14 protein-coding genes are annotated in these 20,888 nt (G+C 47.6%); all 14 read left to right on the top strand.

Annotated features, from left to right (window positions below):
• The first annotated feature begins 95 nt into the window (after positions 1-95).
• The 14 genes from BMX55_RS08365 (at position 96) to BMX55_RS08300 (ending at position 20,881) form a co-directional block, all read left to right on the top strand.
• Positions 96-3,914, top strand: coding sequence for a beta strand repeat-containing protein (locus BMX55_RS08365; protein ID WP_091455847.1), 3,819 nt, complete (start codon positions 96-98; stop codon positions 3,912-3,914).
• A 90-nt stretch (positions 3,915-4,004) separates the two neighbouring features.
• Complete coding sequence (locus BMX55_RS08360; protein ID WP_091455844.1) at positions 4,005-6,545, top strand: beta strand repeat-containing protein; 2,541 nt, start codon at positions 4,005-4,007, stop codon at positions 6,543-6,545.
• A gap of 74 nt (positions 6,546-6,619) precedes the next feature.
• Entirely contained in the window at positions 6,620-9,169 is a 2,550-nt protein-coding gene (locus BMX55_RS08355; RefSeq protein ID WP_091455841.1) for a tetratricopeptide repeat protein, read from the top strand.
• A 2-nt stretch (positions 9,170-9,171) separates the two neighbouring features.
• Positions 9,172-10,275, top strand: coding sequence for a GDP-mannose 4,6-dehydratase (gene gmd / locus BMX55_RS08350; RefSeq protein WP_091455838.1), 1,104 nt, complete (start codon positions 9,172-9,174; stop codon positions 10,273-10,275).
• A gap of 13 nt (positions 10,276-10,288) precedes the next feature.
• Positions 10,289-11,260, top strand: a complete 972-nt coding sequence (locus BMX55_RS08345) for a GDP-L-fucose synthase family protein (protein WP_091455836.1) — start codon at positions 10,289-10,291, stop codon at positions 11,258-11,260.
• The gene (locus BMX55_RS08340; protein WP_091455833.1) at positions 11,260-12,759 is read left to right on the top strand and encodes an FkbM family methyltransferase; all 1,500 of its coding nucleotides are present in this window, start codon (positions 11,260-11,262) and stop codon (positions 12,757-12,759) included. Before BMX55_RS08345 ends, BMX55_RS08340 begins: the two co-directional genes overlap by 1 nt.
• Positions 12,760-12,768: 9 nt before the next feature.
• A complete protein-coding gene (locus BMX55_RS08335; RefSeq protein WP_091455830.1) occupies positions 12,769-14,181 on the top strand; it encodes a mannose-1-phosphate guanylyltransferase/mannose-6-phosphate isomerase in 1,413 nt (470 codons plus the stop codon).
• 72 nt (positions 14,182-14,253) lie between these two features.
• On the top strand, positions 14,254-15,483 hold the full coding sequence (locus BMX55_RS08330) for a glycosyltransferase family 4 protein (RefSeq protein WP_091455829.1): 1,230 nt from the start codon (positions 14,254-14,256) through the stop codon (positions 15,481-15,483).
• Between the two features lie 141 nt (positions 15,484-15,624).
• On the top strand, positions 15,625-15,858 hold the full coding sequence (locus BMX55_RS08325; RefSeq protein ID WP_091455826.1) for a type II toxin-antitoxin system RelB/DinJ family antitoxin: 234 nt from the start codon (positions 15,625-15,627) through the stop codon (positions 15,856-15,858).
• Between the two features lie 11 nt (positions 15,859-15,869).
• A complete protein-coding gene (locus tag BMX55_RS16120; RefSeq protein WP_143059603.1) occupies positions 15,870-16,169 on the top strand; it encodes a hypothetical protein in 300 nt (99 codons plus the stop codon).
• Positions 16,170-16,346: 177 nt separating this feature from the next.
• The gene (locus BMX55_RS08315; RefSeq protein WP_143059602.1) at positions 16,347-16,937 is read left to right on the top strand and encodes a hypothetical protein; all 591 of its coding nucleotides are present in this window, start codon (positions 16,347-16,349) and stop codon (positions 16,935-16,937) included.
• 258 nt (positions 16,938-17,195) lie between these two features.
• Complete coding sequence (locus BMX55_RS08310; protein ID WP_091455816.1) at positions 17,196-19,325, top strand: M10 family metallopeptidase; 2,130 nt, start codon at positions 17,196-17,198, stop codon at positions 19,323-19,325.
• A 9-nt stretch (positions 19,326-19,334) separates the two neighbouring features.
• Positions 19,335-20,579 (top strand): glycosyltransferase, encoded by a 1,245-nt coding sequence (locus tag BMX55_RS08305; RefSeq protein WP_091455813.1) that lies wholly within the window; start codon positions 19,335-19,337, stop codon positions 20,577-20,579.
• Between the two features lie 38 nt (positions 20,580-20,617).
• On the top strand, positions 20,618-20,881 hold the full coding sequence (locus BMX55_RS08300) for a hypothetical protein (RefSeq protein ID WP_143059601.1): 264 nt from the start codon (positions 20,618-20,620) through the stop codon (positions 20,879-20,881).
• Positions 20,882-20,888: the final 7 nt, after the last annotated feature.

The following is a 20,888-nucleotide window of genomic DNA, read 5'->3' as shown; positions in this document are numbered from 1 at the left end:
ATGCTTTGGCAAACTTGCGTAGGTGGGGTTTGGCTGTGGTCAAGCCCTCTTTAGCAACTTGTCTTTGATATTGAAACTCTCCGTAAAGGAAGACCATGCCACAAACCATTTTCGGCGCCCAAGCCGTCGTTTCCTCGCTGAACCGTGCGTTCAACGATGCCTCCCCTGCCAACGCTATCTTCCAAAACCAAGTAACTGCTGCTGGTGCTACACAGGCTAGCCAATTTGCTTTCGCCAACCAATTTGGTGCCAGCTTCAATGGTTCGTCTGATACTGCCTTGGCTACTCAGGTCCTGACCAACATGGGCGTGCTGCCCAGCACCAACGCTACCGTGCAAGAACTGGTGCCAGCCTTGGCTGAGTACTTCGGTTCCGTCGGCCTCGAAAACCGTGGCACCGTCGTGCTGCAACTGGCACAAATTTTGTCCAGCCTCGAAACTGCCACAGGCAACTTGGCTGTGTACAACACCGCAGCTGCCGCTTGGAACCAAGAAGTTGCTGCTTCTTTCATCCAATCCACCGGCGGCACCACCGGTGAAAGCACCACCGAACTGGGCCTGGGCCGTGACCACCTGACCGGCACCGCTGGCGCAGACATCTTCACTGCTCCTATCATCAACAACAGCAACACCCTGCAATCTGGCGACAAGATTGACGCCAGCGGTGCTGGTGTTGACCGCCTGCAAGCCGACATCGGTACTTCGCAAAACTTTGCCATCACGCCCGAAACCACCGGCGTTGAGCAAGTGGCTATCCGCGCACAAGCTATCAGCAAAGACAGCACCGACAACAACACCGCTTCCACCAGCGAAGTGCAAATCGATGCCGAACGCATGAAGGGTGTGACTCAGTGGGAGTCCAACAACAGCCGTGCTGACGTTCTCATCGAAGACGTGCGCATTGCCGCCAACCAAATCACCAAAGACATCACTATCGCCATGGTCGAAACCGACCCCGGCCATGTTGATTTCGGTGTCTATTTCGACCAATACTCGCTGCGCGCACAAACCAACACCAGCTCTAACCTGGTGCTGGAACTGCTTGACACCCGCAGCCAAGCTGCTGGCACTGGCCCCCTGAAGGACAGCCCTTACAACGCCTTTGCCTTCAACCTGACCGCTCCTGGTGCCACCACCCCCACCAACATCGTCGTTCAGTCCGAAGCCATCAATACGGCCACGACTTACGTAGAACTGCGTGACGCCATTGCTGCTGCTGTAGCCGCCAAGCCTGAGCTGGCTGGTTTCAATGTGGCGCTGGGCAACACCTTCACCCGTTTTGACACCATCAGCGGCCAGCCCGTCACTGGTACCCAAATCGTGTTGAGCACCAACACCGGCGCTACCGTGTCGGCTGAAGGCGCTAACACCGGCTGGTCGGCTACTGGCCCCGTGCCCGCAAGCTCCGGTCTGCACACTGCTATCAGCAACTCCACTGCCAACAACACCGATCTGGTCACCAGCAAGGTGATCTTGGACGACGTGGGCCGTGGCTCTACCGGTGGCGATCTGGTCATTGGTGGTCTGTCGGTGGGCGATACTTCGCACTCGATGGGTGTCGAACGCTTCGAAATCGAAGTGCGCGACAACAGCAAGCTGCAAACCATCAACTCCACCAACAACACCCTGCGTGAAGTTTCCATCAAGAATGGCGTCACCAGCAGCAACAGCTTTGCCTACGTTTCCACCGAACAGAACAAGGGCGACCTGACTGTTAACGGCAACGTAGCCTTCACACTGGGTAACAGCAACGTTGACAACAACGTCGCTCCTACCGCTGTGTCCGCTACTGGCTCCGCTACTGGCTACGGCTTGGGTATCGACACCGCCCTGCCCGGCTCTGCTACCCAGCACAACGCCTACGGCTTCTCCGACGTGCGCCTGATTGACGGCTCCACCTTTGCAGGTGATCTGGCCTTCACCGCTGAAGTCACAGCCCGCTCCATCGCCAAGTACATGAACTTGGTTGATACACAAGCCAACCCCGTTGAAACCAACGTGGCTGGTAGCGGTCTCAACAACTTTGGTACCGGCGCTATTGCCAACTTCAACTACACCACCGGTGCTGGCAACGACAAGCTCGTGGTCGATCTGGACGGTGCAGTGGTTGCCAGCCGTAGCTTGGTGGTGGCTGGTCGTGAAGACTTCACCTTCAACGTCGATGGTGGTGCCGGCAACGACAACATCACTGTCAAGCTGATCAACAACGACATCGTTGGTGGCGTGCGCAACAACGCAGGCAACACCCAAAACTGGTACAACAACCAAGATCTGAACAACAACGTTACCGTCTCCGGTGGCGCTGGCAACGACACCATCTGGACTCCAGGCGCTGGCGATGTCAAGATCGACGCTGGTACCGGCAACGACACCGTGTACACCGACAACACTGGCTTCCAAACCGTGGCTACTGCTGGTGCTACCGGTTACAACGGCAATGCCACTTCCTACGTCAAGGGCCAGTGGGTGTTTAACACCGTTGACCAAACCACAGCTTTTGGCGCAGCCCCTGCCGCCGGTCTGTACGGCGCTTCTGGCCGCAACATCAATGACCTGCGCTCGGACAGCAACGAAACGTTCAACTTCTACAACAGCAAGCTGGTGGTTAGCTTCAAGGGTATCCCCTCTACTACAGTAGTGGTGGGCGGTACAGGTTACAAGACCTCCGACCTGCAAATCAACCAAGCTATCAAGAGCGCTATCAACAATGATGCCGTTCTGAGCAAGCTGCTGGTGGCTGAAGACGGCCCTGCCAACTCCTTGGTGGTCAAGTCCCTGATTGACGGCGCTGTTACCACTGCCGATCTGGGCGTGACCCTGACTCCGCTGACCGCCACTGAAGTGGGTGCCCTGTCTGCTGTGGAACTGGCCGCTGTGGGCGCTGCTTACGGCATCACTGCTCCCACCGCTGCTAGCGTGTCGGCTGCTATTGCTGCTGCTTACACCACCTTCACTGGCTTTGGTGACTACGTTACCGCCTTGGCTAACGACGGCACTGCCAACATCACCGGCAACGCCAGCCTGTCCACCAGCGACAACTTGGTTCTGCCAGGCGAAGGTAACGACGTCATCGTTCTGGGCACCACTGTCGGCACCACCGCTGCTGGCTCCAGCAACGACACCGTCGTGATTGGCAACAGCTTCGGCAACGACACTGTGGTCAACTTTGCAGCTACCGGCAACGGCGCAGACGCATTCGACTTTACCGCGCTCAAGGGCACCACCCTGACTGCCGGTTACACCACCGACAAGTCCATCGCTATCCAAGCTGCTACCACCTTGGGCACCTCGTCCACCGTGACCGAAAAGGCCGCGATCGAAGCCCTGTTTAACGCCAACAACGCTGCTGCACAAGACCACGTGTTCTTGTCGGTTAACGCCCACAACGTGGCCTCGGTGTACACCGTGGCTGACGCTGCTGGCGCTACCAACGCTGTGGCTACCCTGCAAGGTACGATTGATCTGGGCGATACCGCTTGGGGCACTCTGACCGCTGCTAACTTTGTCAACTCCAGCGCTGCCAACTACAACCTGAGCAACGGCCCCACCGGCTTGAATGGTTCGGCTGGCACTACCCCCGTTACTCCCGGTACAGGCACTGCCGCTACCGTGGCTGTGACGGCTGCTGGTTCTGTGACCGAAACCGCTGCTACCAACACCACCTTCAACGTGGCCGCTGGTAACTACACCTACAACATTGCTGGCTTTGGTGCTGGTGACAAGTTGGCGTTCCCCACAGCTGGTTTGGCTACCATCGTCAACGCCGACTTCACCGACGGCATTGTGGATGTGCAGTACGCTACTGGCGGTACCACCACAGTCATTCACCTGACCGGCGTGCCCGCTGCAACTGATGCTGCCATCTTTGGCGTGACCAGCTTCAACGCTGCCTTCGGTGCTGGCACCCTGGCATAAACTGGTTCATTTAGTCTGATATATTAATGTGATCCTGTCGGCGGGTAAAACCCTGCCGATGGGCACTGCATAAACCCTAGGAGCTTTAAAATGGCAAAAGTTTATTTGGATTCCGGCGACAATTTCGCTCTGTCTGGCGCAGCTTCGGTGTTCGGTTCTACCGGCACAGAAAAAGTAGTTATCAACACCGGCGTGACCGGTGTGGTGGTTGATGCCAACGTGGAGCGCGTCGATCTGTCCGGCGCTTCCAGCACCTACACTTTCCAACAAGCGGGTAACCAACTGAAGGTGTTCAGCGGTACCACTCTGGTTGCTACCATCCCCCTGCAAGATGATACCAATGGCACCCAAGTGGTGTTCTCCAATGGTTCCGTCGAAGCCAAAGTCGGTGCCACTGGCCTGACTCTGGGTGGCGCTGTGGTGCCTTCTGCTGCTGCTGCTGCAGTGACTCCCACGACCATTGATGCTACCGTAACCACCGGTTCCGGTGCTGCTGCTGGTGGTACCGTGACTGGTCAACCCTTTACATTGACCTCTGCAACAGCAGCAGATGTCCCCCGACTCACCACTGGTAACGACACTGTGACCGGTGCTGCAGGTACTCTGAACAGCAATGACGTCTTGGCTGACTCTTCGACCACAGACAGCGACACTCTGAATGCGGTTTTGTCGGCTTCGTTGACAAGTGCACCCACCATTTCCAACGTCGAGAATGTCAATCTGGACTTTAAGGGTTTTGGCCTGACGTTCAATGCTGGCAGCACCAGCAATGGCACTATCACTGTGTCTAGCACCCAAGACGGCAATACCAGCGCTAAATTGCAAAACGTCGGTGCCACTGCCAAGGTCGCCGTGGGTTCTGGTATTAGCACCTTGACTCTCGAGTCTTCTAGCACAACGTTGAATCTGACTGGTGGTCAAGCATTGACTGTCAGTCAGGCAACTACTGTTGGTACCATCGGATTTGTGAGCGGTGGTTCTTCAGCAAATACTGTGACATACAGCGCTGCTAGCACTGTTAAATCTGTGGCTGTTTCTGGTAGCCAAAGCCTGACCATTAAAACTGCTAATTTGGCCGATTTTGCCGCCAATACCGTCACCAAAACATTGAGCGGTACAGCGACTTTGACTCTTGAGTTAACTGCCACTGCCGCTGCAACTGACTTGTCAAAAGTCGCAGCTGATTCGTTCAATCTCAATGTGGCTGGCACTCAAAGCTTAGGCTTGTCTTCTGGTGCAAACGTAACCCTGAGCAAGGATATTGCATCTTCCACTTTGGGTGTAGGGGCGCTTGCGGTTGATTCGTCTAACGATAGTTTCAACTTGAAAGTTGCAGCTAACCAAACTGGTACTTTAGATATTAATGCGTTTGAAACCATTAACCTGGCTATCGCTACGTCTACTCCTGCCTCTATTGCCACATTAGATGTGGCAACTATTACGACAGGTATTGCAAATACTGTTAACTTGACTGGTTCGCAAAACACGACTATCAGTACTTTAACTGGCTCTGCAACTGCCACTGCGGCGACAACCTTGAATGCTGCTGATTTCGGCGCAAAGCTGAATGTGACTATTGGTGCTAATGCAGCTACTGTTGTCGGCGGTGCTTCTGCTGATACTATCACTGGTGGCGTATCCACTGACTTGATCATCGGTGGTGCAGGTACAGATACCTTGAGTGCAGGTGGTACCGCTGCTGGTACTGTCAACGATACAATCATTGGCGGTGCAGGTAACGACGTTGTGTACCTAGCTACTAGCACCACCTTCACCACTGCTGCTGTCATTGTGGGCACTTCAGCATCGATTAACGGTGGCGATGGTACCGATACCCTTGACTTTACCACTACAAGCGCAACAACGCTGACTGGTAAAGTAATTGCGTTTGAAAATGTGACGGTTCGCGCTACTGCTGGTGCTGTCGCATGGACAACTGCTGACAGTGACATCACTGCTGGCTCTACACTGGTATTTGAAGTTGCTGGTGGTGCCTCTACCGAGGACCTGACATTCAGTGGCGCTGCAGAGACTGATGCTTCGTTTAATATCAAGCTTACAAATGCGTCAGTAACTACAACTGGTAGTACAATTACCGGTGGTGCGCTGAATGATAGCATCTCTATTTTGAGCACGACTACTGCTGCCGATTCAATTACGGGTGGCAAGGGTGTTGATACAATTACTGTAGTAGCTACTGCTGGTAATGATAAATTTGTGTTTGCTGCTGGTGACAGTGGTATTGCTGCTGCAACTGCTGATGTAATCAACGGTGCTAACGCTGCTGATATTCTGAAATTCACTTCAATCACAGCTACAGCAGAGAGCAGTGCTCTGGCGACCGGTACTCAATTGGGCACGGGCTGGTCTGTTGCAACAACTGGTATCGCAACCAAAACCAATGCGACTCTAGATGACTTCATTACTGCTGCCACTGCTAGTGCTAAAGCGGGTGCAACTGGTATGAATGGTCAAGCTGTTGCTTTTGTTTCCGGTGCAGATACTTATGTGTTTGCTGCTGGCACAGATACCACGGCAAATACTGATGATGGTCTGGTTAAATTGACAGGCTTGGTGATTACTGATTTGTCTAACGGTTACACTACCACAGGTGAGTTTATTCTTGCCTAATCTGCTGTAAATCTTGGTTCAAGCAGCCGCCCTTCGGGGCGGCTTTTTCTTGGTTTTATTTTTCGGATTGCGGTATGACGCTCGCCATTTCCATCGCAGATATTTTGACCACTGCCAATCAGTATCTCGATCAGGCACAGTATTCAGCGGCACACACTTTATATACCCTTATCCAAGCACATACTCCCGAACAGGCAGATTGTTTGCATGGCATGGGCGTACTGGCCCTAAAAACAAATCACCCAGATGTTGCCTTACAACTCTTAGCACGTGCCTATAAAGCCATTCAACGGTTACCCCATCACACCGAGTTGGTTGGCAATAAAGCTCTGTTTCTAGCCCATCTTGGGCAAGCCTATGCCAAAAACCAAAAATTAGCTTGGGCCTTGATGTGTTGGAGCCGTAGCTTAGACTTTATACCTAATCCAACGGTGCAAGTCTGGTTTGATCAAGGCCTTGCTCAAGCCAAAGCACAAGGTGAGGTGGCCTTGGCAGCTTTGCCAACCATGACCAAGCGTGCAGATGCAGGCCACAAAATCAGTACACAACTTAAAAATCTGCTCGATAAAAAGAAACAAAAAGGTCTGCCTGCGCGCGCAGCGACTCTTGCCGATGTGTCAGACGAAGCCCTTGCGACGCAAATAGAAGGCTTGATTAACCAGAGTACTCGCGATGCTGCAGCACAAGCCGAAACCTTAGCTATAGAAATGTTGCGTCGCTATCCCGAGCATGGCGATGCATGGCATTGGCGTGGCATTGCCTGTTTCTATCAAAAGCGCGGCGAGGAAGGTTTGCCACATTTGTTAAAAGCGGTCGCGCTATATCCCAATCACCCGTATTACTACAACACCTTGGGCGTAGTGCAGCGCCAATATGCATCGATTACTGATGCTGAAAAGAGTTTTGAGCAAGCGCTAACCTTCAAGCCCGACTACGCCGAGGCGGGGATGAATTTTGCTAATTTGCTGCGGGATGAGGGCGAATACGATGCAGCGATTGGGTGGTATATATGGGCACAGCGTTTAAAGGCAAACTACTTTGAAGCCCTGAACAATTTAGGCATTTTGTTTAAAAACCAAAAAGCCTACGAATCTGCCAAATTCTGGCTGAATAAAACTTTAGAGGCTAACCCAAATTATCCTAATGCCTATCTCAATCTAGGGGTGATTGCCGAAGAGGAAAGAAAACGTCCAGAGGCGATTGAGTTTTATGAAAAAACCATTTTCTTGAAACCAGATCTCCATGAAGTGCGCTTGAGTTTAGCGCACCAAAAGATGCATCTGTGTGATTGGTCAGGCTTAGAAGCGCAAATTAACACAGTGCGGCAGTTGGTGCGAGAGCGCTATCGTGGTGAGATGCTACCGTTTAACTTTTTGTCTCTGCCCGGGTCTACAGCTTTAGAGCAAAAGCAATGTGGTGAGCTATTTTTTGACTCTCGATACAGCAGTTTTGCCCGAAAAACCGCAGGATTAGGGTTTGTCTTTCGTCGCGAGCGCAAGGCACGGATTCGCATTGGTTTTTTATCCGTTGATTTTCGCGAACATGCGGTCGCAATTTCTTTGGTACAGGTGATTGAAAAATTCGACCGCAGCCGGTTTGAGCTAATTGCATATGCGTATGGCCCTGATCATGCAGGGCCCACTCGCCAGCGTTTAAAGGCCTCTTTTGACCAGTTTATTGATATTGAAGCCTTGAGCCATATCGAGTCAGCGCAGAAAATATACCAAGACCAAATTGATATTTTGGTAGATTTAACTGGCTATACCGCAGGCAGTCGCTCCGAAATTATGGCGCTACACCCCGCTCCGGTTCAGGTGAGCTATCTAGGGTATTCCACAACGATGGGGACTCAGTGTGTAGAATATTTGATTGGAGATCCGATCATTACGCCTTTGGATCATGCAGCATTTTATGCAGAGAAATTGGCATTGTTGCCAGATTGTTACTTTCCACATGATAGAAACCGTTTATTGGAAGGTGAGCCGACGCGTGAAGGAGAAGGATTACCCGCTGATCAATTTGTCTTCTGCAGCTTTAACCAGCCTTATAAAGTTAATCCGCAGCTGTGGGATGTATGGTGCCGTATCCTGCGTGAAGTACCTAATTCTGTACTGTGGTTGCATGGTTTTGAGCAGGTTGCTCGCGATAATTTAGGCAAAGAAGCCGAAGCACGTGGAGTCAGTGCAGCGCGTTTGATCTTCGCAAAAGTGAAACCGAAATTGTCAGAGCATTTGGCGCGAATTGCCTTGGCCGACTTAGCTTTGGATACAGTACCATATGGTGGACATACCACCACGGGTGATGCTCTATGGGCAGGAACACCTGTGCTGACTTGTTTGGGAGAGAGTTTTGCAGCTCGTGTTGCTGCTAGCATGTTAGATGCAGTTGGATTACCTCAGCTCATTACCCATGATTTCTCAGAATATGCAAACTTGGCTATTCGGCTTGCACAAGATTCTGTGCTGTTAGATAATATCAAAAAAACTTTAAAAGAAAATAGACTCACACATCCTCTATTTGATTCTCAACGATTAACTAAAAATTTAGAAAAAGTCTTTGAGGTTATTTATAAAAAATGGATAGAAGGTGAGGAGCCTGCAGCTTTCCAAATTCAAGGGGAATAACAATGAAGTCATCTATTTTAAGTGTAAAAAAGGCATTAATTACCGGCATTACCGGCCAAGATGGCGCATATTTAGCCGATTTTCTATTGGGAAAAGGGTATGAAGTTCATGGTATCAAGCGCCGAACTTCTTTGTTTAATACTGATAGAATAGACCATTTATATCAAGATCCGCATGAGCCAGAGCAGCGCTTTGTTTTGCATCATGGTGATATGACCGACTCGTCTAGCCTGCTACGGATTATTCAGCAGGTGCAGCCAGATGAAATTTACAATCTAGCTGCCCAAAGTCATGTGGCAGTTAGCTTTGAAGAGCCAGAATATACTGCAAACTCAGACGGTTTGGGCGTATTGCGAATTTTAGAGGCCATTCGGATTTTAGGCTTAGAGAAAAAAACCCGTTTCTATCAAGCATCAACCTCCGAGCTATACGGTTTGGTTCAAGAAATTCCCCAGCGTGAAAGCACACCTTTTTATCCACGCAGTCCATATGCTGCGGCTAAGTTGTACGGCTATTGGATTACGGTTAATTACCGCGAAGCCTATGGCATGTATGCTTGCAATGGGATTTTATTTAATCACGAATCGCCAATTCGTGGTGAAACCTTTGTCACTCGAAAAATAACCCGTGCTTTGGCGCGAATTAAATTGGGAATGCAAAATTGCCTATATTTGGGTAACTTAGATGCAAAACGTGATTGGGGCCATGCTCGTGATTACGTCAAAGCGATGTGGTTAATGCTGCAACAAGAGCAGCCAGAAGATTTTGTGATTGCAACTGGTGAACAATTCACTGTGCGCCAGTTTGTAGATGCAGCGGCAAAAGAATTAGGCTTGAATATTTGCTGGCAAGGCGAAGGCGTGGATGAAAAGGGTTTCGATGAGCAAGGAAACTGCATTGTCGCCGTTGATCCACGCTATTTTCGTCCAACAGAAGTAGAAACTCTTTTAGGCGATGCCAGCAAGGCCCAACAAAAATTGGGTTGGAAACCTCTCATTTTGTTTGAAGAATTAGTCACTGAAATGGCGCGTGAAGATTTAAAATCGGCGCAAAAAGATGAATTGATCAAACAACACGGCTTTGCCACTTTTAATCATCACGAATAAAATTGACCATTTTATGGATAAAAATGCACGGATCTTTGTGGCAGGTCATAGAGGCTTGGTCGGTTCTGCTCTAGTACGTCAGTTACGAAAGCAAGGATATGAAAAATTACTATTGCAAACACATGACGAGTTGGATTTAACCAATTCAGAAGCTACGCATTCTTTCTTCAAAAAAAATAAGCCTGATTATGTCTTTCTTGCTGCAGCAAAAGTCGGTGGAATCTTGGCAAACAAAAATTATCCAGCTGACTTTATTGAACAGAATTTAGCTATTCAGCAAAATGTCATTACTGCGGCATACAAAAATGGGGTTGCGAAATTACTATTTTTAGGCTCTAGCTGTATTTATCCTCGTGATTGTCATCAACCTATTCGTGAATCTTATTTGTTGACGGGTGCATTAGAGCCAACAAATAGGGCTTATGCATTAGCCAAAATTGCTGGAATTGAACTGTGTTGGGCTTTAAACCGGCAGCATGGTACGCAATACATATCTGTAATGCCAACAAATTTATATGGGCTGGGGGACAACTATCACTTAGAAAATAGCCATGTTTTGCCAGCTTTGATTCGGAAAATGCACGAGGCAAAAATTAAAAATAATCCTGAAGTTGTTGTATGGGGTACAGGAACACCGTTGCGTGAATTTTTGTTTAGCGATGATTTGGCTGATGCTTGTATTTTCTTGTTCCAAGAACCCAAAGAAAGATTGGCGCATCTATTTAATGAAAATGAACCTCCTTTAATAAATATTGGATGTGGAGAAGATCTTTCCATTAAAGATCTTTCTATTTTAATAGCTAAAATTATTGGGTTTAGTGGGGATTTAAAATTTGATGTTAGGAAGCCAGATGGAACACCTCGAAAGTTATTAGATGTTTCTAAAATGGAGAACCTTGGCTGGCGTTATCAGACGCCGCTAAGTCAAGGGATTAAAATTGCGTACCAAGATTTTATGGAAAAACTATCTAAGGAGATTGTGTAATGACTAATTATTGGCCTGTTGTCATAAAGAACAACGTCACTGTTTGTGTCCAAAAAAACCTCGCCTCTCTTTCAACATATGTCTTGTTAGAGCAAGAGGACTGGTTTGAAAGCGAAATCTCTTTTGTTAGAAAGTTCATTCAACCAGAAATGAATGTCTTTGATATTGGCGCAAACCATGGTGTATATGGATTGTCTATAGCTAAATTATTAAACAAAGGCAAGGTTTGGGCATTCGAACCAACCTCCAGTCCTTCAAATATGTTGGAAAAAAGTATTGAATTAAACTGCTTCAATAACGTTGTTTTAGTTAAAGCTGGCCTGTCAGATGCTGATAAAAAAGTAGAAATATCTATATCAGCCAATAGTGAACTTAACTCTCTTCATAAAATCTCGGAGAAAAAAGAAGAAGTGCAACTTTTGTCTTTAGATAAATTTATTCAAGACAATAAAATTCAGGAAGAGATCTCTTTTGTTAAGCTAGATGCAGAAGGAGAAGAAGAATTTGTTATTCAAGGCGGGCATAAATTTTTTAATGAACAATCGCCTTTGGTAATGTTTGAAATAAAAAATGAGCTAGAGTTGAATTTTAGGTTGATTGATTTATTCAAAGATCTGGGGTATCAGGTTTATCGACTAAATCCTGAGATAAATGTGCTAGTCGAATATTGCCAAGAAAATTTTGATGATGGATTTTTATTGAATCTCTTTGCCTGCAAAAATGATACGAGAAATAGCCTGATAAGCAGAAATTTATTGGCAACACCAGATGCTATACAAAAAGAAAAAGTATTAATTAAAAATAAAAATCGTGAAAGAAAAAATGATGAATTAATTGATCATGATTGGATTGATTTTTTTAAAGATTTTCAATACGGCCAGATTTTGATTGAATCTTGGAAGAAAAATATAGAGTCAAAACTTGTCTTAGATGGCTATTTGTTAGGGGTAAAATATGCAGTAATGGGATATAAATCAGACTGTGCCGCGAAAAAGATAGCTTTTTTTGAGTCGGCACTGTATCAAATAGAAGATATTGCTAAATATCCTTCGGGTGCGAATTTGTTTGTTTGGTTGTCTAGAATTCATTTGTTGAATATTTTAGGTGATCGTAGTCGTGCGATTGCTTTGGCTCAAGATCTTGGTAATTATATTTATAAAAAGAAACCTGAGGATATTGGTGTTGATTGGCCATTTTTTCTTCCAGAACTTGAGCAAATGGCTTATCAGCCAAAGGGGTCTGTCTCTGCTTGGTTAGCTTATGTTGTTTTTGAATTTTTTGAGAGTAATAAATCATTCTCTGGCTATTTTTCGAAAGAATCAAATTCGAATTTGATCGACTTTTTAATAAAAAATCCTAATATCACTTTGAATTGTGAGAGAGCTATTTTGATTAAGGGGATTTTAATGAAAAAAAATATCGTAGTCAATGTAGATCATAGAATATTTACTGATTCCATCAATCAAAAATTGTGGAGCAATATTCTTGGAAAGTCTTAAATAAATATTATGCTTATTCCCGTTATTTTGTCTGGTGGCGCAGGAACTCGACTTTGGCCAGTTTCCAGAGAGGCTTTTCCAAAGCCTTTTATGACCTTGCCAGATGGTGAAAATTTATTGCAAAAAACACTACGCCGCGCTATGAATATATCCGGCGTGACGCAAGCATTAACCGTCACCAATCGAAATCATTATTTTCAATCTCGTGATGCCTATGCAGACCTAGGTTTGCCAGTATCAGATTGGTTGCTCGAACCCATTGGGCGAAATACGGCAGCGGCGATTGCGTGTGCAGCACTTCACTGTACCGCAACGTATGGAGAAGACGCGATTTTACTGGTTTTACCTGCCGATCACCTCATTGAAGATCAAGATGCTTTTGAATTAGCAGTAAACAAGGCGGTTTTATTGGCAAAAAAAGATCGCTTGGTAACTTTTGGTATTTCACCCATTCGACCTGAAACGGGTTTCGGCTACATTAGAATGGGTGATAGTTTAGGGGAAGAAGGGTATAGCATTACCCAATTTGTTGAAAAGCCCAATGCTGAAGTTGCGCAATCATATATCGCAAGCGGTCAATATGTCTGGAATTCAGGCATGTTTTGCTTTCAAGCCAAAACTGTTTTAGCAGAATTTGAGCGCCATACTCCAGAACTATTTTCTCAAGCGCAGAAATGTTATACTGAAAGTGTATCTGAAGAAAAACCAATAACCTTATCTGACAGACTTTTCTCAGAATTGCCCGACATCTCTTTTGACTATGCAGTCATGGAACATACCGAAAAAGCGGCTGTAGTTCAGGGGAATTTTGATTGGAACGATATTGGTTCGTGGCAGGCTATTGCTAATTTGGGATTAGCAGATGCTTTTGGCAACCGTTCAGATGCAGAAAGCCTGATTATTGATAGTAATAATTGCTATCTTCGCAGTGAAGATCGGTTTATTGCTGCCGTCGGTGTTGATAATTTATTAGTGATTGATACAGCCGACGCACTGTTGGTTGCACACCGCGATCGTGCCCAAGATGTCAAGCAAATTGCAGTTCAACTGAAGCAGAAGAATCATCCCTTATACCGATTACATCGGACTGTTCATCGTCCCTGGGGGAGTTATACTGTTTTAGAAGAAGGCGAGCGCTTTAAAATAAAGCGTCTAGTTGTTAAATCTGGTGCTAGTTTATCAAGTCAATTGCATTATCATCGAAATGAGCATTGGATTGTGGTTTCAGGAACGGCGCGCATTAGTAATGGTGACGTAAATCGCCTGCTGCTAACTAATCAATCTACTTATATTGAAGCAGGAACAGTTCATCGTTTGGAAAATCCGGGCCTAACTGATTTGGTAATGATCGAAGTGCAAAGCGGTGAGTATTTGGGTGAGGATGATATTGTAAGATTCGAAGATATTTATGGTCGGCAATAGCAAATTAAATTTGCTAACAATTAGCACCTGCCGTATCATAATAAGCTGCAACTTTTTTCATTTGCGCTATCTATGAATATTCTCTTTATTCACCAAAACTTTCCCGCCCAATTTAAATTTCTCGCCCCTGCACTTGTCCAACACGGCCACATTGTGTCGGCCATGACCATGCAAACTGACGCTTCCCAAGACTGGCAAGGTGTTAAACTGTTTCCGTACACCGCTCAGCGTGGTACCACCCCCAATGTTCACCCGTGGTTAGCCGATTTTGAAACCAAGACCATTCGCGGCGAGGCCTGTTTTCGGGCGGCGTTGGCGTTAAAAAATCAAGGATTTAATCCCGATATCATCATTGCACATCACGGCTGGGGTGAAAGTTTGTTCTTAAAAGAAGTTTGGCCGCAGGCAAAGCTGGGGATTTACTGCGAATTTTTTTATCATGCGCACGGTGCTGATGTTGGATTTGACCCCGAATTTCCGAGCATTGATGTCGGAGATTCTTGCCGAATGCACCTAAAAAATCTAAATAATCTGCTGCATTTTGATATCGCGGATGCCGGAATCAGCCCCACCTATTGGCAGGCCAGCACCTTTCCAGCCCCATTTCGTGAGCGTATAACGGTCATTCATGATGGAATCGACACCCAAGCCGTTGCTCCCAACCCGAATGTGGGCCTGAGCTTAAACGGCCATCCTCTTAGTAAAAATGACGAAATCATCACCTTCGTCAATCGCAACCTCGAACCCTATCGAGGCTATCACACCTTTATGCGCGCCCTGCCTGAGCTACTTAAACGCCGCCCTCAAGCGCGGGTGTTGATCGTCGGCAGCGACAGCGTCAGTTACGGCACACGCCCCACCCAAGGCGGCACATGGAAAGACATCTTCGCCCAAGAAGTTCGACCCCACATCACCGATGCAGATTGGTCGCGTGTGCATTTTTTGGGAAACATCACCTACGAACACTTTATTCCCCTGCTACAGCTCTCCACCGTCCATGTTTATTTGACCTATCCATTTGTATTGAGCTGGAGTTTGCTCGAAGCCATGAGTGCTGGTTGCGCCATCGTTGCCAGCGATACTGCCCCCCTACACGAAGCCATCACCCACAACCAAACCGGCCGACTCGTCAACTTCTTCGACCACGCCTCCCTCGCTAACGAAATCTGCACCCTCCTCGACGATCCCGCTGCACGGCACCACCTCGGCCAAAATGCCCGCGCCTTCGCCCAAGCCCACTATGACCTCAAAACCATCTGTCTTCCTAAACAAATTGCATGGGTCGAAAGCCTCACTAAATAACCTCTCTCTGTTTTACCGGAGGGGTATTTTTCTTTGTTTTCGTTCGAGATGGTGCAGCAGCAAGGCCAATGAGAGCGCTTTATGAATAGCGCTAAAACGTAGTTATGTTTGGGTGCTGTACAGCTTACAGAAAGAGTAACCATGCTTACCGTTGATGTTTGTTCTCATGTCGAGCCTGAGTTAAAGCACGAGGCAGCCGCTATCCTAAAAGCTGCCGGTCTGGATGTGAGCACCGTTATCCGGCTGTTCCTGCGCAGCGTTGTCCAGAAGGGTGGCTTACCCATCGAGTTGCCTCGTCCAAACCCTACTACGCTGGCCGCTATCAAAGATGCCAAGGCGGGCAAGACGACCCGCACCGCGCTCGAGGACTTTTGAGTTTGGTACGAATGCTTGAAGAAACCAACTTCGTAGCAATCCAACATTGCGCAGCAAATGGTACGAACAAACCGCTTCCCTCCTTCGGGGGTGAGGTGATTTTTCATGGGGGCATTGGTTCAGGTTGGGTTGTGGTGGATGTACGGCATCGGGTTGGTGAAATCCACTTTATCCCGAATGCGGTGTTCCCAACAACGCCGCTGCCCAATCGCCTGCTCTTTTTTGTCGGCACGACTGCGCCACACGGCGAGGTGTTCTTCGGCAGGCACTTTGGCGGCAAACCCACGTTGGATGTTTTGCCAGTGCATTGATTTCGAAAAGCCACCGTTTTTTCATCGGCAAACGCTTGCCACAAATGGGCCACTAGAATAAGATCATAAAATCTGCCGAGTGCTCTCTATGCTAACCATTAGCATGTTTCACCATCCATGCATTCACCCACTACTATATAATAGTAAAAATTAAGATTAAAATCCTCAAGGAAAATTATGTCATTTGCAACTACACAAAAATTTCTGTCTGTAAACTATGGTGTCACTATGCAGCAGGCACTAGACTTTGTTGCGGCAAGTCTGGAGTCTCCGCAAACCATATTTAATGTTTGCAAACAGGCAGCCATCACTAACCAAATGTTAGCTGATATCATCAGCCCAGTGTTGCCCGATGTGTTGCCCAGCATGGTTGCGCAATATTTTGCTAGCTTCGGTTTGGATGCAACCCAACTAGACCCTGTAACTCCTCCCGATGGTGGAGCAGTGATAGCTAAAACTGTCAACGTCACTGGGGCTGGTCAGCATACTGATGCTGCACAAGATAACACAAGCTATATGATTGGTTTGAATGGAGAATATAACTACACTATTCAAAATTTTGCAGCAGGAGATAAATTGATATTTCCTGCTGCCAACTTGGCTACAGTGATTAATGAAAGTTTTACTGATGGCCAGCTTGTGGTAAATTATGCCTTTGCAGGGCAAATGGCTACCATTACATTGGTGGGCGTCCCTGATTCATTAGATTCAAACATTTTTGGCCCCACCAGTTTTAAAAGCGCTTTCGGTAGTGATGCTCTTAATTGAAATCACTATCACACAGTTGGGCGGATGGACAGTGAGGTCGCTGAGTAAGAATAAACCAAGCTCAATTTATTAGGTGTTAGTGCCTTCTTTCATGCCCTAGGTTCCCTATGAAATGCCCTCTTCGGTTCTGCCGAGGGGGGCATTTTTTCGGTTACGATGCACAATGGCTTGCCGGTATGTACGGAAAGCACTGCCACGTGTGGCCAGCACAGATAGCGAGTCCACAACCGATAGATTCGTAGCAAACGGAGGAAAGACATGAGCAAACTATACCTTCAAGCTGATGTTGCCGAGATAGTTGTTGCCAACCCAATGGCGGTGTATGGCGTTGGTGCTGGTGCTGGTGCCGGCGAAAGCGTAGCTGTGACTGGCACGGCCCGTGCTGTGGTGCTCGATCAGAATATCGACCAGATCAATCTACAGGGGTTGGCCAGTACGTACACTTTTCAGCAGGCGGGTAACCAACTGCGTGTTTTGAGCAGTAATGCGCTGATGGTCACGGTTTCTGTGCAAGATGATGCCAATGGCACACTGATGCGTTTTGGCGATGGCACGATAGTTTCTGTCAGCATGTCTAGCCAAGGGGTAATGACGTTGGGTGGGGCTACAGTCAGCACCACGGCAGGCAGTGTTACCCCTATCAGTGCGGGCGTACCTGCTGGGGCCATCACGGGTAGCGGTAGCAGTGCCTTTCCCCAAGGGCGGCTCTACTTGGAGGCTGGCGACCCCACTATGGTCGTCAGCAATGCGTTCAACGTCTATGGCTCTGGCAGTACGGCAGATGCTATTCAAATCACCACGGGTACCGCGGGCGTAGTTTGCGATCAGAACATGGAGCAAGTGAGTTTGCCCAGTGCCAATAGTGCCTATGCTTTTCAGCAGGGTGGTAACCAGCTCAGGGTGTACCAAGGGGCCACGTTGGTGGCAACCTTGCCGTTGCAAGATGATAGTAATGGCACTTTGGTGAGTTTTACCGATGGTACGTTCGAAGCCAAACTGGGTAGTACTGGTATCATGACTTTGGGTAACGCTACAGTGCCCAGCAATGCACCAGCCCCAGTAGCAGGGGGCGGCACATCGGTATCATTACTGTCTCAGGCGCAAGCCAAGAGTATGAGCAATGCGGCTACAGGAGCGCTACTGACAAGCAGTGATCCTACTGTGGTGGGTATGTTAATTGGTACATCGGCAAAATGGACAGGTACTAATTTAACTTATAGTTTCCCCACAACTATGCCAACCGATTATATTGGAAAGGCTGATTATTCATCTAATTGGTCGGCACTCAATATTGCAGAACAATCGGCAGTGCGCTCAGTTTTTTCTAAGCTGGCAGAGATTGTACCCCTTCATTTGACGGAAGTCAGTGGTAGCAATGGAGATTTGCGGTTTAGTGTAGTCGATCAAGCAGGGTCTTCTGGGTTTGCGGTAACTCCTGCTGAAAATAGGCAATTTTTTGGTGCAGAAGAGGGGGATGTATTTCTTGCCACCAGTAATCGCAGTGATTCATCTATTAGTGGATATCAACCAAAAGATAATGGATTTTTAACGGTATTGCATGAAGTCGGTCATGCAGTAGGATTGAAGCATCCATTTGAATCTCCGGTGGTTCCACAGGGTACTGATAATCAAGACTACTCTGTGATGTCTTATACTGAAGCACGTAACCTCACAGCCAAATTTACAAAAAATGGCAATTCTGCCAATGTTGTTTATGATTGGCTGGCTATGGATGTTGGTTATGCAGTCAGCGATGTGTCTGCTTTGCAGGTATTGTATGGGGCTAATATGCAAACCCGTATAGGAGACTCTAGCTACTCAGTCTCTTCTCGAGATAATGAGTATCTTTGTATTTGGGATGCAGGTGGTAATGACACGATCAATGCGGCCAGTGCTACCGGAGTTTGTAGAGTAAATTTGAATTCAGGTACTTTTTCTACTATAGATTTATGGCCGTTGGAGCAACAAAAAGCAGCTACACTGGCGCAACTTGGACAAGGGTTTAGTAATTTTATAAATAGTGCCTATGGTAATCAGGCTAGTCACTTATATACTGGAGAAAATAACTTGTCTATTGCCCATGGGGCAGTAATTGAAAATGTGACTACTGGTAGTGCCAATGATACAGTTATTGATAGTAAATATAATAACCAGATCAGTACTGGTGCAGGGGATGACGTGATAGAGTTGGGTAGTGGTGGTTTTGATACTGTAGATGGAGGTTCTGGCTTTGATACGGTGAGTTTTACCAGTGTCAATAAGAGCCAGATTCAGCAAGAGTTGCAGAGCGATGGTAGTTTGCTGTTGTTGGGCTCTACATTTGCTGTACGTTTGATTGGCGTTGAGTCTGTATCGTGTGCAGATGGTACATTGACACTTTTGGCTTAAGTTGATTTTGTGAATATACTTTTTATCCATCAAAATTTTCCAGGTCAATTCAAGCATTTAGCCCCTGCTTTAGTGCAGCAGGGCCACCAAGTGCTGGCTATGACGATGCAAAAAGTGCAGTCAGAAAATTGGAAGGGTGTGAAACTCGTGCCTTACAAAGTGCAACGTGGCACAACGCCCAATATTCATTCTTGGGTGAGTGACTTCGAAGCCAAGGCTATCCGGGCAGAAGGGTGTTTTCATGCTGCTCTTGAGTTGAAGGCTCAGGGCTTTACCCCTGATGTCATCATTTCCCATCCCGGTTGGGGTGAGAGCATGTTTCTCAAGCGGGTTTGGCCGCAGGCCAAGTTGGGTATTTATTGTGAGTTTTACTACCATCCACAGGGTGCAGATTTTGGTTTCGATCCAGAGTTTCCTATTATGGATGAAGGGGCTGCTTGCCGCTTGCAGTTAAAAAACTTAAATAATATGCTGCATTTTGAAGTGGCCGATGCAGCCATCAGCCCTACCTATTGGCAGGCCAGTACCTTTCCGCAGCCATTTCGCGACAAAATAACCGTAGTGCATGATGGCATTGACACCACGGCTATTCATCCAGATGAGTACGTGAGTTTGGTACTTAACAATAGTATTGAACTCACCAAAAGGGATGAGGTTGTTACCTTTGTTAATCGAAATTTGGAGCCATATCGGGGTTATCATATTTTCATGAGGGCGCTGCCAGAAATTTTGCGCCGTCGGCCACACGCACGGATATTAATTGTGGGAGGTAATGAGGTTAGCTATGGTGCTAGCCCTGACCCACAGCTTTACGGCAAAACCAATTGGAAAGAGATATTTGCCGCAGAGGTACGCTCCAAAATCAGTGATGCTGATTGGCAGCGGGTACATTTCTTGGGTAACTTACCTTACCAGCATTTCATCCCTTTATTGCAATTGAGCACGGTGCATGTCTATTGGACGTATCCCTTTGTATTGAGTTGGAGCTTATTGGAGGCCATGAGTACGGGTTGTGCCATCGTTGCTAGCAATACCCAGCCGCTGCACGAAGCTATTATTCAGAATGAAACAGGCCGCTTGGTCGATTTTTTTGATCCAGCAGGGTTGACTAATGAGGTGTGCAGTTTGTTGGCCGACCCAGCAGCCCGCCAGCGCTTAGGGGCCAACGCCCGTGCTTTTGCCCAGCAGCATTACGATTTGCAAACCATCTGCTTACCCCGGCAGTTAGAGTGGGTGCAACAATTGGCAGCATGAGACTCTATATGGCAACGCTAACCACAAGGAATACCGCGATGCGCTGGTTGTATTGGATATGGATGGCAGGCTTTGCCACCACGGCGTGGGCTACGCCCGGCAAGGTAGATGCCGAGGGTTGCCACCAGTCGGCCAAGGCCGGGCACCATTGCCATGCCCACCGGGCCGCACCCGGCCAAAGCAGCGGCGGCAGCGCCGAGTCGCCCCAAATGCGGGAGCGGCGTTTGCTGCGCGAATGCAAGGGCCTGCCCAATGCCGGTGCTTGCTTGGGCTATGCCAACGCCAGCCGGGGCAAACGCTAAACCGGCG

This window comes from Giesbergeria anulus, assembly GCF_900111115.1.
Lineage (GTDB): Bacteria > Pseudomonadota > Gammaproteobacteria > Burkholderiales > Burkholderiaceae_C > Simplicispira > Simplicispira anulus.
The sequence above is the reverse complement of the archived record's forward strand: the minus strand, read 5'-3'. Positions and strand labels throughout refer to the sequence as shown.

Coding starts and splice junctions, on each gene's coding strand:
- BMX55_RS08300 (WP_143059601.1), top strand. CDS start 20,618: ATGCGCTGGTTGTATTGGATATGGATGGCAGGCTTTGCCACCACGGCG.
- BMX55_RS08365 (WP_091455847.1), top strand. CDS start 96: ATGCCACAAACCATTTTCGGCGCCCAAGCCGTCGTTTCCTCGCTGAAC.
- BMX55_RS08355 (WP_091455841.1), top strand. CDS start 6,620: ATGACGCTCGCCATTTCCATCGCAGATATTTTGACCACTGCCAATCAG.
- BMX55_RS08330 (WP_091455829.1), top strand. CDS start 14,254: ATGAATATTCTCTTTATTCACCAAAACTTTCCCGCCCAATTTAAATTT.
- BMX55_RS08335 (WP_091455830.1), top strand. CDS start 12,769: ATGCTTATTCCCGTTATTTTGTCTGGTGGCGCAGGAACTCGACTTTGG.
- BMX55_RS08360 (WP_091455844.1), top strand. CDS start 4,005: ATGGCAAAAGTTTATTTGGATTCCGGCGACAATTTCGCTCTGTCTGGC.
- BMX55_RS08340 (WP_091455833.1), top strand. CDS start 11,260: ATGACTAATTATTGGCCTGTTGTCATAAAGAACAACGTCACTGTTTGT.
- BMX55_RS16120 (WP_143059603.1), top strand. CDS start 15,870: ATGCTTGAAGAAACCAACTTCGTAGCAATCCAACATTGCGCAGCAAAT.
- BMX55_RS08315 (WP_143059602.1), top strand. CDS start 16,347: ATGTCATTTGCAACTACACAAAAATTTCTGTCTGTAAACTATGGTGTC.
- gmd (WP_091455838.1), top strand. CDS start 9,172: ATGAAGTCATCTATTTTAAGTGTAAAAAAGGCATTAATTACCGGCATT.
- BMX55_RS08325 (WP_091455826.1), top strand. CDS start 15,625: ATGCTTACCGTTGATGTTTGTTCTCATGTCGAGCCTGAGTTAAAGCAC.
- BMX55_RS08310 (WP_091455816.1), top strand. CDS start 17,196: ATGAGCAAACTATACCTTCAAGCTGATGTTGCCGAGATAGTTGTTGCC.
- BMX55_RS08345 (WP_091455836.1), top strand. CDS start 10,289: ATGGATAAAAATGCACGGATCTTTGTGGCAGGTCATAGAGGCTTGGTC.